Annotated in this window: 13 protein-coding genes; 5 read left to right on the top strand and 8 right to left on the bottom strand. The window is 47.5% G+C overall.

Going from position 1 to position 16,795, the window contains the following annotated elements:
* Window positions 1-87: 87 nt before the first annotated feature.
* Window positions 88-1,140: a hypothetical protein gene (locus AB0L18_RS06545; protein ID WP_367391784.1), complete on the bottom strand. Its 1,053-nt coding sequence runs from the start codon at window positions 1,138-1,140 to the stop codon at window positions 88-90.
* 128 nt (window positions 1,141-1,268) lie between these two features.
* Here AB0L18_RS06545 and AB0L18_RS06540 point away from each other — a divergent pair, with 128 nt between their 5' ends.
* From AB0L18_RS06540 to AB0L18_RS06520, 5 genes are all read left to right on the top strand, one after another.
* Window positions 1,269-1,997, top strand: coding sequence for a porin family protein (locus AB0L18_RS06540; protein WP_367391783.1), 729 nt, complete (start codon window positions 1,269-1,271; stop codon window positions 1,995-1,997).
* Window positions 1,998-2,015: 18 nt separating this feature from the next.
* Window positions 2,016-2,882, top strand: a complete 867-nt coding sequence (gene nadC, locus AB0L18_RS06535) for a carboxylating nicotinate-nucleotide diphosphorylase (RefSeq protein ID WP_367391782.1) — start codon at window positions 2,016-2,018, stop codon at window positions 2,880-2,882.
* 28 nt (window positions 2,883-2,910) lie between these two features.
* Window positions 2,911-5,013 carry a tetratricopeptide repeat protein gene (locus AB0L18_RS06530; RefSeq protein ID WP_367391781.1) on the top strand — a complete coding sequence of 701 codons (2,103 nt, stop codon included), beginning with the start codon at window positions 2,911-2,913 and terminating at the stop codon, window positions 5,011-5,013.
* Between the two features lie 101 nt (window positions 5,014-5,114).
* Window positions 5,115-5,666: a class I SAM-dependent methyltransferase gene (locus tag AB0L18_RS06525; protein ID WP_367391780.1), complete on the top strand. Its 552-nt coding sequence runs from the start codon at window positions 5,115-5,117 to the stop codon at window positions 5,664-5,666.
* Window positions 5,667-5,678: 12 nt separating this feature from the next.
* Window positions 5,679-6,818, top strand: a complete 1,140-nt coding sequence (locus AB0L18_RS06520; protein ID WP_367391779.1) for a sorbosone dehydrogenase family protein — start codon at window positions 5,679-5,681, stop codon at window positions 6,816-6,818.
* A 76-nt stretch (window positions 6,819-6,894) separates the two neighbouring features.
* On the opposite strand, the gene AB0L18_RS06515 is transcribed toward AB0L18_RS06520, so the two are convergent.
* The 7 genes from AB0L18_RS06515 to AB0L18_RS06485 all read right to left on the bottom strand — a co-directional run bounded on the left by AB0L18_RS06515 (window position 6,895) and on the right by AB0L18_RS06485 (window position 16,760).
* On the bottom strand, window positions 6,895-7,512 hold the full coding sequence (locus AB0L18_RS06515; protein WP_367391778.1) for a DUF937 domain-containing protein: 618 nt from the start codon (window positions 7,510-7,512) through the stop codon (window positions 6,895-6,897).
* A 403-nt stretch (window positions 7,513-7,915) separates the two neighbouring features.
* Complete coding sequence (locus tag AB0L18_RS06510; protein WP_367391777.1) at window positions 7,916-9,376, bottom strand: transglycosylase SLT domain-containing protein; 1,461 nt, start codon at window positions 9,374-9,376, stop codon at window positions 7,916-7,918.
* A gap of 215 nt (window positions 9,377-9,591) precedes the next feature.
* The gene (locus AB0L18_RS06505; RefSeq protein WP_367391776.1) at window positions 9,592-11,184 is read right to left on the bottom strand and encodes a mucoidy inhibitor MuiA family protein; all 1,593 of its coding nucleotides are present in this window, start codon (window positions 11,182-11,184) and stop codon (window positions 9,592-9,594) included.
* A 132-nt stretch (window positions 11,185-11,316) separates the two neighbouring features.
* A complete protein-coding gene (locus AB0L18_RS06500) occupies window positions 11,317-12,648 on the bottom strand; it encodes a TolC family protein (protein ID WP_367391775.1) in 1,332 nt (443 codons plus the stop codon).
* A 4-nt stretch (window positions 12,649-12,652) separates the two neighbouring features.
* Window positions 12,653-13,075, bottom strand: coding sequence for a GtrA family protein (locus AB0L18_RS06495; RefSeq protein ID WP_367391774.1), 423 nt, complete (start codon window positions 13,073-13,075; stop codon window positions 12,653-12,655).
* A gap of 2 nt (window positions 13,076-13,077) precedes the next feature.
* On the bottom strand, window positions 13,078-13,608 hold the full coding sequence (locus tag AB0L18_RS06490; protein ID WP_367391773.1) for a 5'(3')-deoxyribonucleotidase: 531 nt from the start codon (window positions 13,606-13,608) through the stop codon (window positions 13,078-13,080).
* A gap of 8 nt (window positions 13,609-13,616) precedes the next feature.
* Complete coding sequence (locus AB0L18_RS06485) at window positions 13,617-16,760, bottom strand: efflux RND transporter permease subunit (RefSeq protein WP_367391772.1); 3,144 nt, start codon at window positions 16,758-16,760, stop codon at window positions 13,617-13,619.
* Window positions 16,761-16,795 lie beyond the last annotated feature (35 nt).

The following is a 16,795-nucleotide window of genomic DNA, read 5'->3' as shown; positions in this document are numbered from 1 at the left end:
CTTGCGTGAAAATATTTGCGAATCGTTGGAAAAAATGGAATCAGTTATTTCCGTCAAATCACTAAGCATTTATCGAGAGACTCCTTTTTATTTGCGCTGAGGTTTGTATCTCGATTTCTCTAATATTTCTTGTGCGTCCTGGTAAACGAGCAGGTCACTCAAGGGTATTTCTGGATAGCGCTCCAAGAACTGTTTAACAATCTGATAGCCCACGTAGTTGGCTGATTCTCCCGGTGATTCTTCAGGTAATACCGGTGAACCGTTCGGACTGGGTTCAATGAGCTTGCGGATGTCCTGAAAGCGCGAGTTATACAAGAGATCCTCTACCTGGAAGTGCGCCCACAGGTTGCGTTCGTTTTCCACCAGCCATTCCTGTTGGGTAGCGGTCGTCCGGAAGATGACGGTATCGGCGGTTTCGGGGAGCAACTGTTCTAAAACATATAGCTTCTTGCCTCGGTGAACCATCTCATCCAGCAGTCGAGTTCCGGGCGCATTACCAAACAAATCATCCAGCAAAACCCGCAACAAGGAGGCGATCAGATGGTCTTTGTTGTAAGTCCGCACCAGGTAGTTGGAAAAAATGGCAGCACCTGGGCTGTATCTTTGGTAATCAAAGTTGGGGCCTAAGAACATATCCAAACTAGCTCCCAGTTCGTTTTTCCCAAAAATAATACTGGAATAATTGAAAGCAGAATTGAAAGTAATCAAGCGTTCAGGAGCATCAGCTTCCGGGAAATGGTAGCGGAAATAACGCAAAGCTTGCTGGAGCTCTTTTTCTTGTCGCTTCAAATCAGGAAAGACCATTTGGGTGGTATCATAAACCGCCCGATAAACCGGTGAGGCAACAAAACCACGAAAATATTCCAGCTGTTCCGGCGACATATTGCCCAATGAACCGGCTTCCAAAATACTGGTACTGAAAAGTTCTGCAAATTCAGGATATTTGGTTGCCAAACCAGCCAGTGAGCTGGCAAAATTATTGGTGTCTAAACCAAAGAGATCCTGTTCAAAACGCAACACCTCTAAAGGCGCTTCGATATCAGAAACATCAGGTATAGGGCGTTTATCATCGGTACAGCCTGCAAAAAGCAGCACTAATAGGATAAAAATGGTTAAACTTTGTTTACAATACTGGAGCATAAGGTGAATTACTTATCAAAAAGCTATTTTTGCCGTGCTTTTTCGAACGAAAGAGCTTAACAAAAATTGTTGAGTGTCTTTCCAACATGACAACATCGCTTGCGTTAAACAAAAAAACAGTTTAAACGATGAAAAATATTATTGCAGTTTGCGGACTTCTTTTCTTTAGCTTGAGCCTTTCGGCTCAAAATGATATCCAGTTTGGCTTCGAGCTGAGCCCGGCCGTTTCCTGGCTGACTACGGATAATAACAAAATCAATTCCAACGGTCCTAACCTGGGCCTAAAGTTAGGAATGATCGGTGAATACTACTTCCGGGAAAATTACTCTTTCACCACGGGTATTGGTTTTCACTTCAACGCAGGAGGGAAGCTTTTTTACGACGAAACCATTGATACCTTAAGTATCTGGACGGATGCCAATATTCCTGGTGACAATGTTTACGAAGGAGGCACCGACTTCAAATACAGTATCCAATTTGTCGAAATCCCCTTTGGCCTTAAACTGCGCACCCGCGAGTTTGGTTACCTCAAATACTACGTAGAACCTCGGATGACCATGGGTTTCCGTACCCAGTCTAAAGGCAATATCCTCAACGATGCTGCAGTAGACAGTGAAGAAGATTTTGACATCCAATCAGGCGTGAACTTATTGAACCTCTCTTGGGGAATTGGTGGCGGTGTGGAATATACCGTATCTTCCAGCACCGCAATCATTGGTGGTATTGCATTCCAGTCTGGTTTTACTGATCTTACCAAAGACAAGAATACGCTTCTTGTGAGCAACGGACGGGAAACAAAAGAAGACTCTAAAGGGAAGTTTAATAGTATTATCCTTCGCTTGGGAATTATGTTTTAAGTAAAAACAACAACAAAAATGTCCGTGATCCTCGATAGTAAATTAGAAGAACAGATTCAGGATTTCATCACTCGCGCCTTGAGCGAGGATGTGGGTGAGGGTGATCATACCTCGCTGGCGTGTATTCCGGCCAATGATCGTTCTACCGCTCGCCTGCTCGTGAAAGATGCGGGAATCATTGCAGGCGTAGCCATCGCTGAGCGTGTTTTCCGCCATGTTGATCCCAGTGCGGAGTTGAAAATCAATATTGAGGATGGCAAAAACATGAGCTACGGCGATATTGCTTTTGAGGTGACTTGCAATACGCAGGCACTCCTCAAGGCCGAACGCCTGGTACTGAATACGATGCAGCGCATGAGTGGTATTGCTACCCTCAGCAACCGCTTTGTGTTTGAGATTGAGGATTTGCCCGTGAAAATTCTAGATACGCGAAAAACTACGCCCAATCTACGGTTCATCGAAAAGTGGGCCGTCCGGCTGGGTGGTTGCTACAATTACCGCGACGGCTTGTACGATCGTATCATGCTCAAAGACAACCATATTGATGCTTGTGGAGGCATCCGGGAAGCCATAGAGCAAGTAACGACTTACCAAAAAGAAAAAGGGCTGAATTTACCCATCACGGTTGAAGTTCGTAATCTGGTAGAACTCTACGAGGTCATGGACGTAGGGCAGATCGACCGAATCATGCTGGACAACTTTGAACTCCCTATTCTGGCAGAGGCCGTTGCGGTAGTCAATAAACGCTACGAGACGGAAGCTTCCGGAGGGGTGAACATCCATACGGTACGCAAGATCGCCCAGACGGGGGTCAACTTTATTTCCGTTGGCGCGCTCACGCATTCGGCCGTTAGTCTTGATTTGAGTCTTAAAGTGGTGAAGTAAGCACTTGTTCCAACACCAAAAGCTGGCTATGTTGTCGTGCAAAAAATTAGCGATCGGTTTTCTCTTGCTGTGCAGCCATTCTCTGGGTGCACAGCCCAAAAGTGATTTGAAGGAGGAGGCCAAAGCATTCATTGCTACCGAGCACTACGAAGAAGCGATCCAAACCCTTGAGCGATCACGTCAGCTTGTTCGTACCGATGTAGAGAGCCAGTTTTTGATTGCAGTTTGTTATTACCAACTTAATCGACTGGAAGAAGCCCGGCAACTTTTGGCGTCGTTGACGGAGGCCGATAAATCTCCTTATCCAGAGTGTTGGCTTTATTTGGGTAAAATTTTCCATGCTCAGCAGTTGTTTGAGGAAGCAGCCGCGCATTACAAACTTTATTTGCGCACACTTCGCCCCGACCATTCCAATCGACCGATGGTCATTGAAGAGATTCGGCGTTGTGACAATGGCCTGCGCCTACGTTTTCACGATGCACAGGCGATTGTAGAAAACATGGGCTCGCAGGTAAATACCAGCGGAGATGAATTTGCGCCTGTACTGAGTCCTTCACGTTCCAGTCAGCTGTATTTTAGTGCTATTCGAATGGGCAACAGCGGTGGCCCCAGGGATAAGAATACCCGCCCCGATGAAAAATTTGGGCGCTTTTTGAGCGACATGTTTTCTACCCAGCTCGAGGGTGGGCAGTGGCAACAGGCCAAAGCACTGCACCCATTGCTAAATAGTCCGCAGCATGAATACCTGATTGGGTTTTCCGGGCAAGGGAAGGTGCTGCTTTATTACCAGGGTTGGAATTGGGAAAGAGGGGAAATTTTTGCGGATACCTTTCAGCAGTCGGAGCAGCGAACCCTCACCACCACCCCATTACTCGCACCCGTGAGAGGGCAAAACGGAGAGCAACAACTCTTCGTTTACAACGATACCTTGATACTTTTTGTCAGCCGTAAGGCTGGAGGATATGGTGGATTGGATTTGTACCAAACCTCTTTTCGGAACGGCCAGTGGCAAGTTCCCGTGAATATGGGACCAGAGATCAATTCGGCCTTTGATGAAACAACGCCTTTTTTGGCTCGTGATGGTAAAACGCTTTATTACAGTACCAACGATAGTAGGAAGTCTATTGGAGGATTAGATGTCATGCGTACTGTATACTTACCGGAAGCCGCTCGCTGGTCACCACCGGAAAACATGGGGATTCCTATCAATTCAGCCGATGATGATTCCCACTTTCGTCTGGCTCGCGATGGGTTTACGGGCTTTTTGGCATCGGCGCGAAAAGATGGTATGGGGCAGCGTGACCTATACGTAGCTTATTTTACCAAGTACCGGCAGGAAATGGAACCGCCTACCGTTGTTTTCGTCCAACCGGAGCCGGTAACTTCTCCACCCACCACGGTTACACCGCCAATTTATACGCCCCCCGCCTCCACTCCGACGCCAGTGGTTGTTGTACCAACGACGACTGCCCCATCCTGGCAAACCAGGGTTAGTACGCTCAGTACTGCTGCTCCCAACTGGCTTACCAGCTTGGGAGAGCAAGCTCGGCAGTACCCTGGCGATCATTTGATCCTGACGTGCTATGTGCCTCAGCAGCGGGGTGTGCTCAGTGGTGAGCTTTATTCGGGCTTAGAAGCCTTGGCCGCTTACAGCCGTGCCCTACAAGCGAATGGTGTTGCGCCAGAGCGCATTTTTCTCCGTGCTTTAGCCCACAACGAGCAGGATTATCAAATTGATGCTCACCTGGCTCCAACTACTACCACCTTTTCGGCCCGTGCAATACCCGTCATAGGTACCGACCAAACAAAATCCCCCGCAGACAATGCTTTGGGAGAAGCACTTTGCTATAAAGTACAGGTCATGTCGGTCCAACGTTCCGTAAACGATCAAAAATTGAGCCAGCGACCACAATTGATGTTGGAGCAGGCTATGGGATCACCCTACCAGCGTTTCACGGCCGGAGCTTACAGCAATTTTGCTGCAGCAGAAAATTTTCGGCGTGAACTTGTCAGTGCCGGTTATAAGGGAGCCTACATTGTTCCTTACCTCTATGGGCGGCGCTTAGAAAAGGGAGAAGCAACACAATATGTAGAAAGTTTTCCTGATTTACGCAACTTCCTCGGACGTTAGGGACCTTTGGTCGAATCCCTGGCTTACCTCGTGTTAATTGTGGGTTAATACCAGAAATAATTCCGTACTTTTGGTTCTCTACCGATTGATGAAGGAAAGGAATGAATAAGATCAAATTTTTAAGGGAAGGAATTAAAAACCTCCGCACTACTGGAACGGTAACGCCGAGCTCTCGCTTTTTGTGCCAATCCATGCTTAAAGGAATTGATTTTGGGAAAGCCCGTATCATCGTCGAATTAGGTGGGGGAGATGGCGTTATTACGCGCCATATTTTAAAGAAAATGCACCCTGAAGCCAAGCTACTTACGTTTGAAGTGCAAGCCAATTTTTGTGATTTACTTCGTGAAATAAAGGATGATCGCCTGGTTGTTATTGAAGACTCTGCCGAGTTTATTGAGCAATACTTGCAACAATACGGTTACTCAAAGGCCGACCATGTGATTTCAGCCATCCCTTTTGTGATTTTGCCTAAGGAAGTTGCTGAAAATATTATCAAAACGTGCAGAGATCATTTGGCACCTAAAGGGTATTTTGTACAAATGCACTATTCCACTATCCTGAAGTCATTGTACGAAGGTATTTTCCCTAAAGTAAAAATGAGCTTTACACCACTGAACATTCCGCCCGCTTTTGTTTTTCATTGTAGTAACTAACTACTTCCAAACATGAGATACCTACCTTTTCTTATTTGTCTGCTACTGGCTAGTTGTGGGCAAATCAATCCCCCAATTAAAAACCCCTTAAAGTCAGCTTCGGCAGCATTGCCGATTGACCGAATCAAGCTGCCCGAGGGATTCAAAATAGAAATTTTTGCTCAGGACATTACCAATGCCCGCTCCATGGACATCTCCCCAGGAGGTACGATCTTCGTAGGTACCCGTGGAGAAGGCAAGGTTTACGCCTTGAAAGATACGGATGGCGATTTTTATGTTGATAAAAAATACGTTTTAGCAGAAGGCCTGCAAATGCCCAACGGCGTAGCTTTTCGCGATGGTGATTTGTATGTTGCGGAGGTGAGCAGAATTATCAAATTCACAGCTATTGAAAGCCATCTGGATCAACCCGGCGAACCGGTCGTGGTCTATGATAAATACCCTACGGAGACACACCACGGATGGAAATTTATCGATTTTGGGCCCGATGGTAAACTCTACGTTCCCGTAGGGGCTCCTTGTAATATCTGCGAATCCGAAGACGAAATTTTTGCCAGTATTACACGTATCAACCCCGATGGAACAGACCTGGAGGTGGTGCAGCACGGGGTTCGGAACACGGTAGGATTTACCTGGCATCCAGACGATAAGCAGCTTTGGTTTACGGACAATGGCCGGGATATGCTAGGGGATGATATTCCTGCCTGTGAGCTCAATCATGCCACTGCTGATGGCCAACATTTTGGTTATCCTTACTGTCATCAGGGAGACTTGCCCGACGAAGAATTTGGGAAAGGCAAAGACTGTGCCGACTATGTAGCACCCGCACAAAAATTGGGGGCACATATTGCACCACTTGGGGTAGAGTTCTACACGGGAGCTATGTTCCCGGCAAGCTATCAAAAGCAAATTTTAATTGCCGAGCACGGTAGTTGGAACCGGAGTAAAAAAGCCGGCTACCGGATTACGTTGGTAACACTCGACGAGAACCAAAACGCAACGAGTTACGAGCCTTTCGCCAGTGGTTGGCTCGACGAGGAAAAAGACGAAGCTTGGGGCCGACCCGTAGATATAGAATTTCTTCCCGATGGCTCTATGTTGGTTTCGGACGATTTTGCCGATGCCATCTATCGCATCAGCTACGGAGATTAATTTCATTTGGTGCAAAACAAAAACCCCGACTACTTCAACAGTAGCCGGGGTTTTCTTTATTCCGTTGGAATGGTTGTTACTTACGCTTGAACAAGCCTCCAAGTAAACCTTTACCGAGCATACCAGCTACATCGTCAATGATGCTACCGTCGCCATCAGCGTCCAGGAATCCGGTAATTAGGCTCATGGCTGGGTTACTTCCCTGCTGCTGCTTAGAAAAGCCAGTCAGCAAATCCGTCAATCCACCTTGGTCAAGGCCTTGCTCCCGCTTTGCCTTACCGAGCATACCCATCACGATCGGTGCAAGTGTGGTCATCAAGCTACCTGTTTTGCTAGCATCCAAGCCGCTCATCTTGCTGATCATATCAATAGCACCACCTTGGCGATTGCCCAAAACGTGGTTCAAAATACCTGAACCATTTACCGCGCGTTCGTTGTCGATGCTACGTTGGCCAGTTACCATTCCCATCACATCGTCGAGGATGCTACCATCATGATCTTTTTCGAGTGCGTTATTCAAAGCAGCAGCACCATCAGGTGTAGAGGCGTTACGGGCCATGGCACCCAACAAAGTGGTAAGGATGCTGCTGGTAGCCGCCGAAGTCTTTTCCTTATCAACACCACCCAATTGGTTGGAGAGTTGATCGATCAGTCCTTCTGATAGTTGGCTTTGAATGAGGCTAGTTAAATCCATAGAATATCTGTTTAATTTCTCTTGTGACGGAGGTTATTCAAAAAAGTCATCCTAAAGATAAGATTCTCTGATAATTCTTTCTGCGAATGCCACAAAAAAAGGCAGCAGGCCATTCCTATGAATGTACACCTGCTGCTGATGATTCAAACTACTCTCTCAATAGTTCGTGCATCTTGACTACTAAATAGTAGGATTATTTTTTGAGCGCTTACTTGGACAAAATGGCGGTCTAGTAAAACGAAATGGAAGTGTTTTTTAGACAAACGTTTACTTCCTTCGCCGCGATGGTAAAAAAACGACAAATAAAACGGTCTATTGCCTGAGGCTCGGAATATTTTTCCAAGCTTCTGCCGATGAGTGGTATTAACGAAGGATCAAAGGGGGCTTATTTCAGACTAAAGCCTTAGCGTGAGGGCAAATAAATCAATCTTCCGGCAGGTAATGGGCGGTCTTTTGAAAGCGCATTTTGCTGGAAGAATTGTTCACCATCCACATCCGGAAAGCGCTCCAGAATAGTGGAAGGTTTTGTTCTACGATCCAGTTGGAAACAGATTTTCACCTTAACGTCGGCGGGCAGTGGTGTGGTTTCAGCAAACTGGTTGCTGGTAAGCCTGTCCAAAGAAAGGAGAGGTGCACGCCATTTGTTGGGTTTTACTTCCCGGTTAGGGATTTCGTGAAAACGAACTGGACGAAAAAAATGAATCTCTTGCCCTTCTACCAAAGAATCTAGTGGAGAGATATCATTCCAAATAGCCAACTGGGAACTGGAAAAGTGGAGCCTTTCGGCGACGGATGCAAGCGAGTCTCCAGCAGCAATATGGGTTGTGAAAGACCTATAGTCTGCTTGGTCATTTGGTTTGTATTCATCGAGTTGGAAGATAGGCGCCCAAGGCAACACCGGTTCGTCATCACCCTGTCCATATTCCTCTAAGTAGGTATTCATGGCGGGGATAACCCTTTGGGGTAAAATCAGGTTGTGGCCACCGGGATAACCAGGCAGAAAGCCTTTTTTATAACCTGGATTTAAGTTTTGAATCAATTCTATGGACAAACCAGTAACCTGAGCGATACGGTAAAAGCTGAGGGGAGCTTCGATAACTAAGCTTCCGACCAATTGTTCGTCTAGCGAAGGAAATGCAGGTGTAATTTCGTGGGCGGCATAGAATTCGGTGAGGTAGATGGCTGCGATGAAAGCGGGCACATAGTTGCGTGTTTCCCGTGGAAGATAGCGGCGAACGGCCCAAAAATGTTTTCCTCCGCTGCGGCGTTGGGCGCGTCTTACGCTGCCTTTCCCTGCATTGTAAGCAGCAATGGCCAGCGACCAGTCGCCTAGGTATTCATAAGCACTTTGCAGGTACCGAATAGCTCCTTGTGTTGCTCGGTAGGTATCCAGACGCTCATCCAAATATTCATCGATAATCAGTCCGTATTCTGGTGCGGTCTCTGGCATAAATTGCCACAGGCCTTCTGCACCCACCCTGGACATTGCATTAGGTAAGAGTGCTGATTCAATAACCGGTAAATACTTAAGGGCTTCGGGCATACCAGCAGCAGCTAATTCCGCCTCGAAAATGGGGAAGTACGCAATGGCACGTCCTAAATTACGGGACGTTTGTGCTGGATAGCGGAGATGAGTAGCGATGAGCTTTCGGACGGTAGCGTCTAGTCGATGTTCCAACAAAGACTGGTCAAGAAGCTGTAAGCGTTCTTTGACTTCTTCTTCCGCGAAAGCGATGATTTTATTTACCTGCGCTTCAATCTGAGCATCCACAGATGTTGCACTCAAGCGAGGAATAAAGAGGCAAAGTAGGCTGGCCACGCCGATAAATCGGTACCAGGATGAAAAACTAGGGTCTGTATCCATGATAAGGTCTAAATGACTTCACAAAGATACTAAATTTCTTTTGAAGGGTGTTTTTCCTGCTTTTCCCCGCTGGTAATGGCAGCAAACCACGTTAAGATCGGTATAGATAAAGTTTTCGAGCTAAAAAAAAGATGATCCAATTTGTAGCACACGCTTATCTTTTTAGCGCAAACCCCAAATTGGATCATCTTGTTTTTATACGCTCATCAAGCCTTCTACTCCAAGAAAATATTCATACTCTTGGGGTGCTTGACGAGGTAGCGGAAACCTACTTCTGTTTGGTCGCCAAACTTCATTTTCAATTCCCAGCGTAGCTTGCCGGTCGTTGGGTCGAGGGTCGCTCCTTTTGCCTGGTCGAGTTCTACCTCAATCTCATCGGTGGTAGAGACGGGGATCTGATCTTCAATAATCAGCGGGACATCGTTGCGGCGACTTTTCTGCACTTTGATGGTCCATCCGATGCGTTGTTCGACCTTCGACCCCAGGAAGTTGCGGCTCCGGTATTTGTCCTCGCGCTCGCGTTCGATGGTGATCCCTTCGTCGCGGCCCAGGCTGAAGACCAGGGTGTCGGTCGCGATACCCGTAGACAGCTGGGATTTCCCTACATAAGCACCGTCAAAGAACAGGTTGACGGGGCCAGAGAGCAAGCTGTACTTGCGCCAGTCGGTGACGCGCGCAGTCAGGTAAACATGGCAATCGTATTTTGGTGCTGCATAATACTGGAAGTCGGCGGGTAATTGATAGTCATCAACAAGTACCCGATACTGCTGCCCATTGCTAAGGATGTCTTGTTCGAGACGTACGCGGAATTCTGTATTGGTCAGGTTGACTGCTACATCGGCACCTGCAAAATCAGCGGCTTCGACATCACTTCGGCTAATGACGACGTTAGAAGTTTGCATTAATTCATCGTAGCCATAACCTGCAGATTCTTGTGCCCGAGCGTAGGGTTGATTCGGATTCAGGTACCAAGTGGTAATACGAGGGGCATTTTGCTGTTGGCGGGGGTTGCCCGTAGAGAGGGTAAGTTTTACATTGTTCCAGTCTTCACCTGTATTTTGGGTGACGAGTGCTCCGTAAGAAAGATCAACGGCTTGCTCAAGGTCTTCCACCCTAAGGTCGTAGGTGGCCGACCAAGAAGCGCCATTGATGAGGTACATGAGCTGGAATTCTGCGTTGACCGCGCGCTCGGTCTGGTATTGAACGACGACTTCAGTGAAACTCTTCTGTTGTGTTTTGCGAAGTTCGTTGAGCTGTTGGTCTACCTGGGCGAGCTTCTCCTGGTCTGCTCGCATATTGGTGCCAATGTCAAGCCGTTCGGTACGGATTTCAGCCAATCGTTGTCGGAGGTATTGGCTTACTTTCAGAAGTGCATCTACATCTACCCCGGTTTGCGTGCCGCCAATTGATTTATTGGCCAATAATATCTTTTCTTCTTCGGCAAGTGCATCGAGCTTGATTTGCTCGCGTGCCAGGAGATCAGCTAGTCGTTCCCGCTCTTTGGTCAATCGGGTATATTCCGGTGATTCCGTAGGAGATGCCAGGAAATTGTTGCGTGGGTTGACGCTGAGGATGACAAAATCTCCTGTCGCACCGAGGCGAACCGAACTTTGGTCAAGTTGAGGGCTCAGGCCAGTTAGAACAATGGTGCCCCGGCCTGCGGGCAGATTCGCTTTTCCGGTACGGGTCACTTGGGCCGTTTGGAGATAGACGGTTACATCACGAATGGTGGTCGATATTTCCGTTTGGGCATTCAGGCTTAAAAAGCTGCAACAGCTAAGGAAAAGGCCAAGCAATAGTTTATTCATTTCTTTTGGAATTTGGTTTCCAGGCGTAGATGCAATGATGTTAGAGAATGCATAACGGATTGCTACATTAACTACTCCTTAGGAGCAAGGTTTTATACCCTGCGCTAAGGAGCAAGGTTTTTTTGTTCCTATCTATCGTACCAATTCTCCCGTCAACCGCAACAATTCTGTTTCGGTATTCTTCAGGTTAAGGATGGCGTTGAGGCGCGACTGGGTAGCGTTGATGTAACCCAGTTGGATACTGCGGTAGTCAAAAGAGTTGATGAGGCCCCCTTTTTGACGTTCTTCCGCAATGGTGAGATTGCGGCGGGCATTCGCGACCAGTTCGCCTGTCAGACTTACCAATTGTTGTTGATTTTGGTAAGTAGCGTAGGTATTGGCAAGTTGGGTTTTTAGGCTTTGTTCCAGACTAGCGTATTGTAATTGAGATTGCATCTCTTGCAGCTGAGCCGTTTCGATTCGACGCCTGCGGGCTCCGCCATCGTAGATATTATAGCTGGCTGTGAGGTTGACGAAGCCGCGGAGGGTCCTGGAGGCTACACCGGGTAGATTTTGCTCGGAGGGCATGCCCCCAAAATTAAAGGTTTGGGAACCGTTGCTCACGTTGATATTGTAGTTGGCGCCGGCATTCAGGCTGATTTGCGGTAAGCGGGCAACGCTCAGGATTTCGGTATTGAGCGCGGCCAATTGGATATTGATATTGCTAGCCTGTAGATCCGGGTTGTTGCGAAGCAACTTTTCCTCCAAATCTTGTTGAGAATAGGCGGTGCTGGCGCTTTCGAGCGAATCCGTCAGCTGGTAATTTGTGGGAGTATCTACGCCCATGATGAGCTGTAGGTTGCGCAAGGCATTTTGGTAGGCATTCTGTTGTACCAGATAAGTAGTGGAATCATTGAGGTAGGCATCTTGTGCTTGCACGAGGTCGAAAGCACCAGCCTGGCCAAATTCCTGGCGGGTTTCCTGGTAACGGATTCGGTCGCGTGACAAACCCAGCACCTCTTGCAGTACTGCTAGCTGCTCTCTTTGCACCAACGCGCCATAGTAAGCCTGAATGATGCTTTGGATGGTGTTTTGGATTTGTACTTCGAGTTGTTCCTGACTGAGATTCAACTGCTTGGCCAGTTGATCTTTGGCATAGGTAACTCGCGAACCGTTGTACAAGATCCAACTGGCCGAGACACCCGGTACGATGGCATTGGAAATCACCGAGCTTTGCGTGACTACACTAGCAGGGTTGTCCGTTGAAGAATAGGAATTGTCGGAGCCAAGGGTAAGGTTTACTTCCGGATATTTGCCCGTCAGCGACCAATCGTTGTTGTTTTCCGCGATGGCAACGGAAGCCTGGGAAAGGCGAACCTGGTAATTGTTGGTAAGTCCTTTCGCAATGGCTTGTTCCAAACTCAGTGCTTCTTGTGCTTGGAGGCTTACTGAAAACAGTAAAGATCCTACCATTAAAAACCGCATGCTCTTAGATAAAACGTCTTTCAAATACATAACGCTTGCAATAAAAGTTATAAAAAAATACCAGGCCGGTGGTCATCAGCTTAGCGATTAATTGATACTCCTGAAAGAAGGTGTACCGGTTGAGGATATAAATAATGCCAGTGCTGAGCACTAATCCTCCGAGGGATACCAACATGCTCCACATAAAAGTAGTGCGGGTTGCTCCCTGCTGTTCAAAGACAAAATATTTTTGAAAAAGGAAACTGACGATCACGGAAGACGAATAGGCAATAACCTCTGCCTTTGCCGGAGCTACTCCTTGCTCAAACAAGGGGAAATAAATCAGGTAATTAATACCAGTAGCCAATACACTACCCACTGCAAAACGGGCTTTTTTAACAACCAGCTCGCTAAGTTGTGCGCGGCGAATTTCCTTTTTCTGTTTCATGCTTAAGCCGTTTCCTTCGCGAAAAAATCCCGAATTTCCAGCCAGTTATTGACCCTGGTGTAAGCCATCTCGTCGATGTTATGTGAAGCGGTATACAACAGGCCTTTGCCTATGAATTTCTTCAGGTTACGCGGATGGTCGTCAATCATGTAATCAGCGCGAAGGATGCTTTTGTCTCCGCAGAAGACGAATTTTTTCCAGCTGATAAAAGGGAAATGATCTAACAGCCAGTCGTATTTATCTTCTAAAGAATTACGGAACTCCATCGCCGAAGTCGTGAAGAAGATGTCGTATTGCTCGTTGAGTTCGCCTACCACTTCCTGGCTGTTTTCCATGACGGGCAAATCCCGGAAAAAACCTTTCTGGTAAAGCACATTCCTGATATGGTCGGCCCCGGGGATATCGTAAACCTTTTTTCCCCAGTAATCCTCTCTTTGCAGTCGTTTGCCAAACTCAGCTTCGTAGGCATCCAGGAACTTTGGCATCACGTTGGCGACAACCTCGTCCATGTCTAGCGCTATTTTCTTTCGCATCTTGTCTTTTATTTCTTGGCGATGGTTTCTTTGTACGCAGGTTCTACTTCATGGTGCGCTGGCTTTTCAGCATTCCATAAATAATCCCGGTAAACCCGGAAACGGTTCAGCACAATCAGCAAGATCGGTAACATGAGCAAAATCGTGATGGTAGCTGCCAAGAGGCCAAAACTTACGCTGATGGCCATCGGGATCAAGAACTGAGCTTGCAGACTTTTTTCGAGTAGCAAAGGCGCAAGACCAGCAAAAGTAGTGACCGTCGTTAGAAGAATAGGTCGGAAACGACTTACTCCGGCGCTGTAAAGGGCGTCCATTTGCTTTTTCCCTGAGCGGAGTTCATCGTTGTAAGTGCTTACAAAAACCAGTGAGTCATTCACCAGGATACCCACCAAGGCAATGATCCCCAGGAAGGAGAATAAACTGATCGGTGCACCCATCAACCAATGCCCCCAACCTACGCCAATAAAGGCAAAAGGAATCAGGAGAAAGACCATTATGGTTTGCCCTACGGAGCGGAACGTCAGCGCAATGATGAAGAACATGAGGGCAAAGCAAATACCACCAACCAGCTGAATAGAAGCTGCCGATTTTGCTTGCTCCCGGTTTTGACCTTCGTACTGCGCCGATACGGTAGAATATTTTTTCAGCACTTCAGGGATGATAACCGTCTGTAAACTGGTCGTGATATCACTTACCGATACCTCATCATTGGCAATGTCTGCTTCTACTTTTATTTCTCGCTTGCCGTCAATGTGGTTGATGCCGATTACGCCACGCTGGATGTCGAGGGTCGCGATCTCCGAAAGGGGGAAGGCTCGACCATCAGGAAAGCGGACGCGCATTTTCGCCAAATCCTCAATGGTGCGCCGATCTTCTTCGTCGTAGCGCAGCCATACGCGCACCTCATCCTGCCCGCGTTGTAGGCGCTGGGCTTCGGCCCCAAAGAATCCCTGACGAACCTGTCCGACGATATCCTGGATGTCGAGCCCCAAAAAACGGGCTTTTTCTTTGAGGGTAATGTTTACCTCGCGCAAACCTTCCTGGTTGTTGTCCACGACATCAGCGAGTTCGACCAACTGGTTCATTTCGGCTTTTACTTCATCGGTAGCAGCTTTAAGCTCTTCGTAATTTTCGCCTACCAGCGAAATAGAAACGGGTTTGCCAAAAGCCGATTGTGCGCCGTAGCTCAGTACTTCGGCAGCAGGGATTTGCCCTACTTTGCTTCGAATGCGGTTGATGACTTCTCGCAGGGCAAGCTCTCCCCGGGTTTCACCATCAAGCAAAGCGATCGAGAGCGAACCTTGGTAGGTACTGGGGCCCAGTGTTACCTCGATTCTTTCGATGGCTTGCATTTCGTTGTTGAAATATTCTTCGCTTAATTCTTCATTGGCTTCCCAGGCCGCTTTTTCAATATATTCCAACCAATTGAGCGTAATGTCATCCTGGGTGCCTGCCGGCATTTGGAGGGTGATGTTGACGTCGTCGCGTTCAATAACGGGGAAGAAGGTAGATTTGATAATGCCGCCACTCATTCCCCCTATGGTGATCATGAAAAATCCTACAAAAATGCTGCTCACCAACCACATATTTTTCATGCTGAAGCGCAAGGCGGGTGCGTAAACATTATCCCTAAGGAAATTCATCCGCCGATCAAACCAAGCCTGAAGAGGATTAGGGGTGCGATCCTGGCTGAGGGCCTTGGAGTGGGCAACGTGGGTAGGTAAGATCAGTACACCTTCGATCAAAGAAAAGAGTAAAGAAAAAATTACCACAATGGCCATCTCACTGAAGAAATCCCCCAGTCGGCCATCAATAAAGAGGAAGCTACCGAAAGCAATCATGGTGGTAATAATCGCCGCAAATACGGCTGGTAATACTTGCATCGTACCATCGATTGCCGCTTGAATAGGAGGTTTACCGTCTTCGTATTGCTGGTAGATATTTTCCCCTATCACAATACCATCATCCACCAGGATACCGATTACGATAATCATCCCGAAGAGGGAAATAACGTTGATGGTGATTCCAAGCAAGTTGGCGCAGATAAACATTCCCGCAAAGGAAATAGGAATAGCGAGTGCCACCCAGAAGGCAAGTCGCCAATGCAAAAACATGGCTAAAAATGCCAGTACGATGAGGAAGCCGATGATACCATTTTTAGTAAGCAGCTCCCGGCGTTGTACCAGAACGGTGCTACCATCACGGGAGATGGTTGCCTGAACTTCTGAATTGCTGGCATTAAAATCCTCGATGTATTCTTTCACTTTGGCATTGATGCTAAGCATATCTTCTTCCAGGGTATTCTGCACGTTGATCAATACCGAGGGTTCGCCATTGAGGTAGGAGCGGTTGGGGGTGTCTGCCCAACGATCGCGGATGTCTGCTACCTGATGCAACCTTACTACACCTCCTTCCGGGGTGGTTTTGACCACGATGTCCCGCAATCCATCAGCATAATATTCTTTGCCTTGGGCACGTACGAGCAGTTCTTCTTTCTTGCCTTTGATCGTACCGCCAGTGATGTCTACATTCGATCCACGCACGGCCGTAGAGGCTTCTTGCAGGGTGAGTCCAAAAGCACGCAGATCACGTTCGCGGAAAGTGATCTCGATTTCTTCTTCTGGAAATCCGCTGAGTTCTACTTTAGAGAGGCCATCCATGGCCAATAAATCATCTTCTATCTCGCGAGCATACCGCTTCAGTGCGGCGAGGCTTACATCACCACTCAGCGCTACGTTGATAGCAAAACCGAGGTTTTCACGCTTGTAGATGACCGGCGGCTCCATGCCCGTGGGGAAGGAGTTGATTCGGTCAACGGCGTTTTTTACATCCTGCAAAACCAAATCGGTATCGTACCCTTTGAGGACTTCTACCGTAATACTTCCGCTATTTTCAGAACTTACCGAAGTGTAGCGCTCTACACCAGTAAGCCCTTTCAGGTTGTCTTCGATCTTACTGATAATTCCTTCCTCAACTTCTTCTGGCGCAGCACCAGGATAAATGGTTTGGATGCTGATAATCCGGCTGGGCGTCTCCGGGAAAAAGGTTGTCTTCATGTTGAGCGCCCCGAAATAGCCCAGAATCAGCACACCAAACATGATCAGGTTGGCCGCTACGGGGTATTTGATGAAGTATTGAACAATTCCACGCATAATCTTGGAGATCTAGAGCAAAAAATGAAAAATAA

The organism is Lewinella sp. LCG006, assembly GCF_040784935.1.
In the GTDB taxonomy this organism is placed as follows: domain Bacteria; phylum Bacteroidota; class Bacteroidia; order Chitinophagales; family Saprospiraceae; genus Lewinella.
This window is presented reverse-complemented; position numbering and strand designations above follow the sequence as displayed.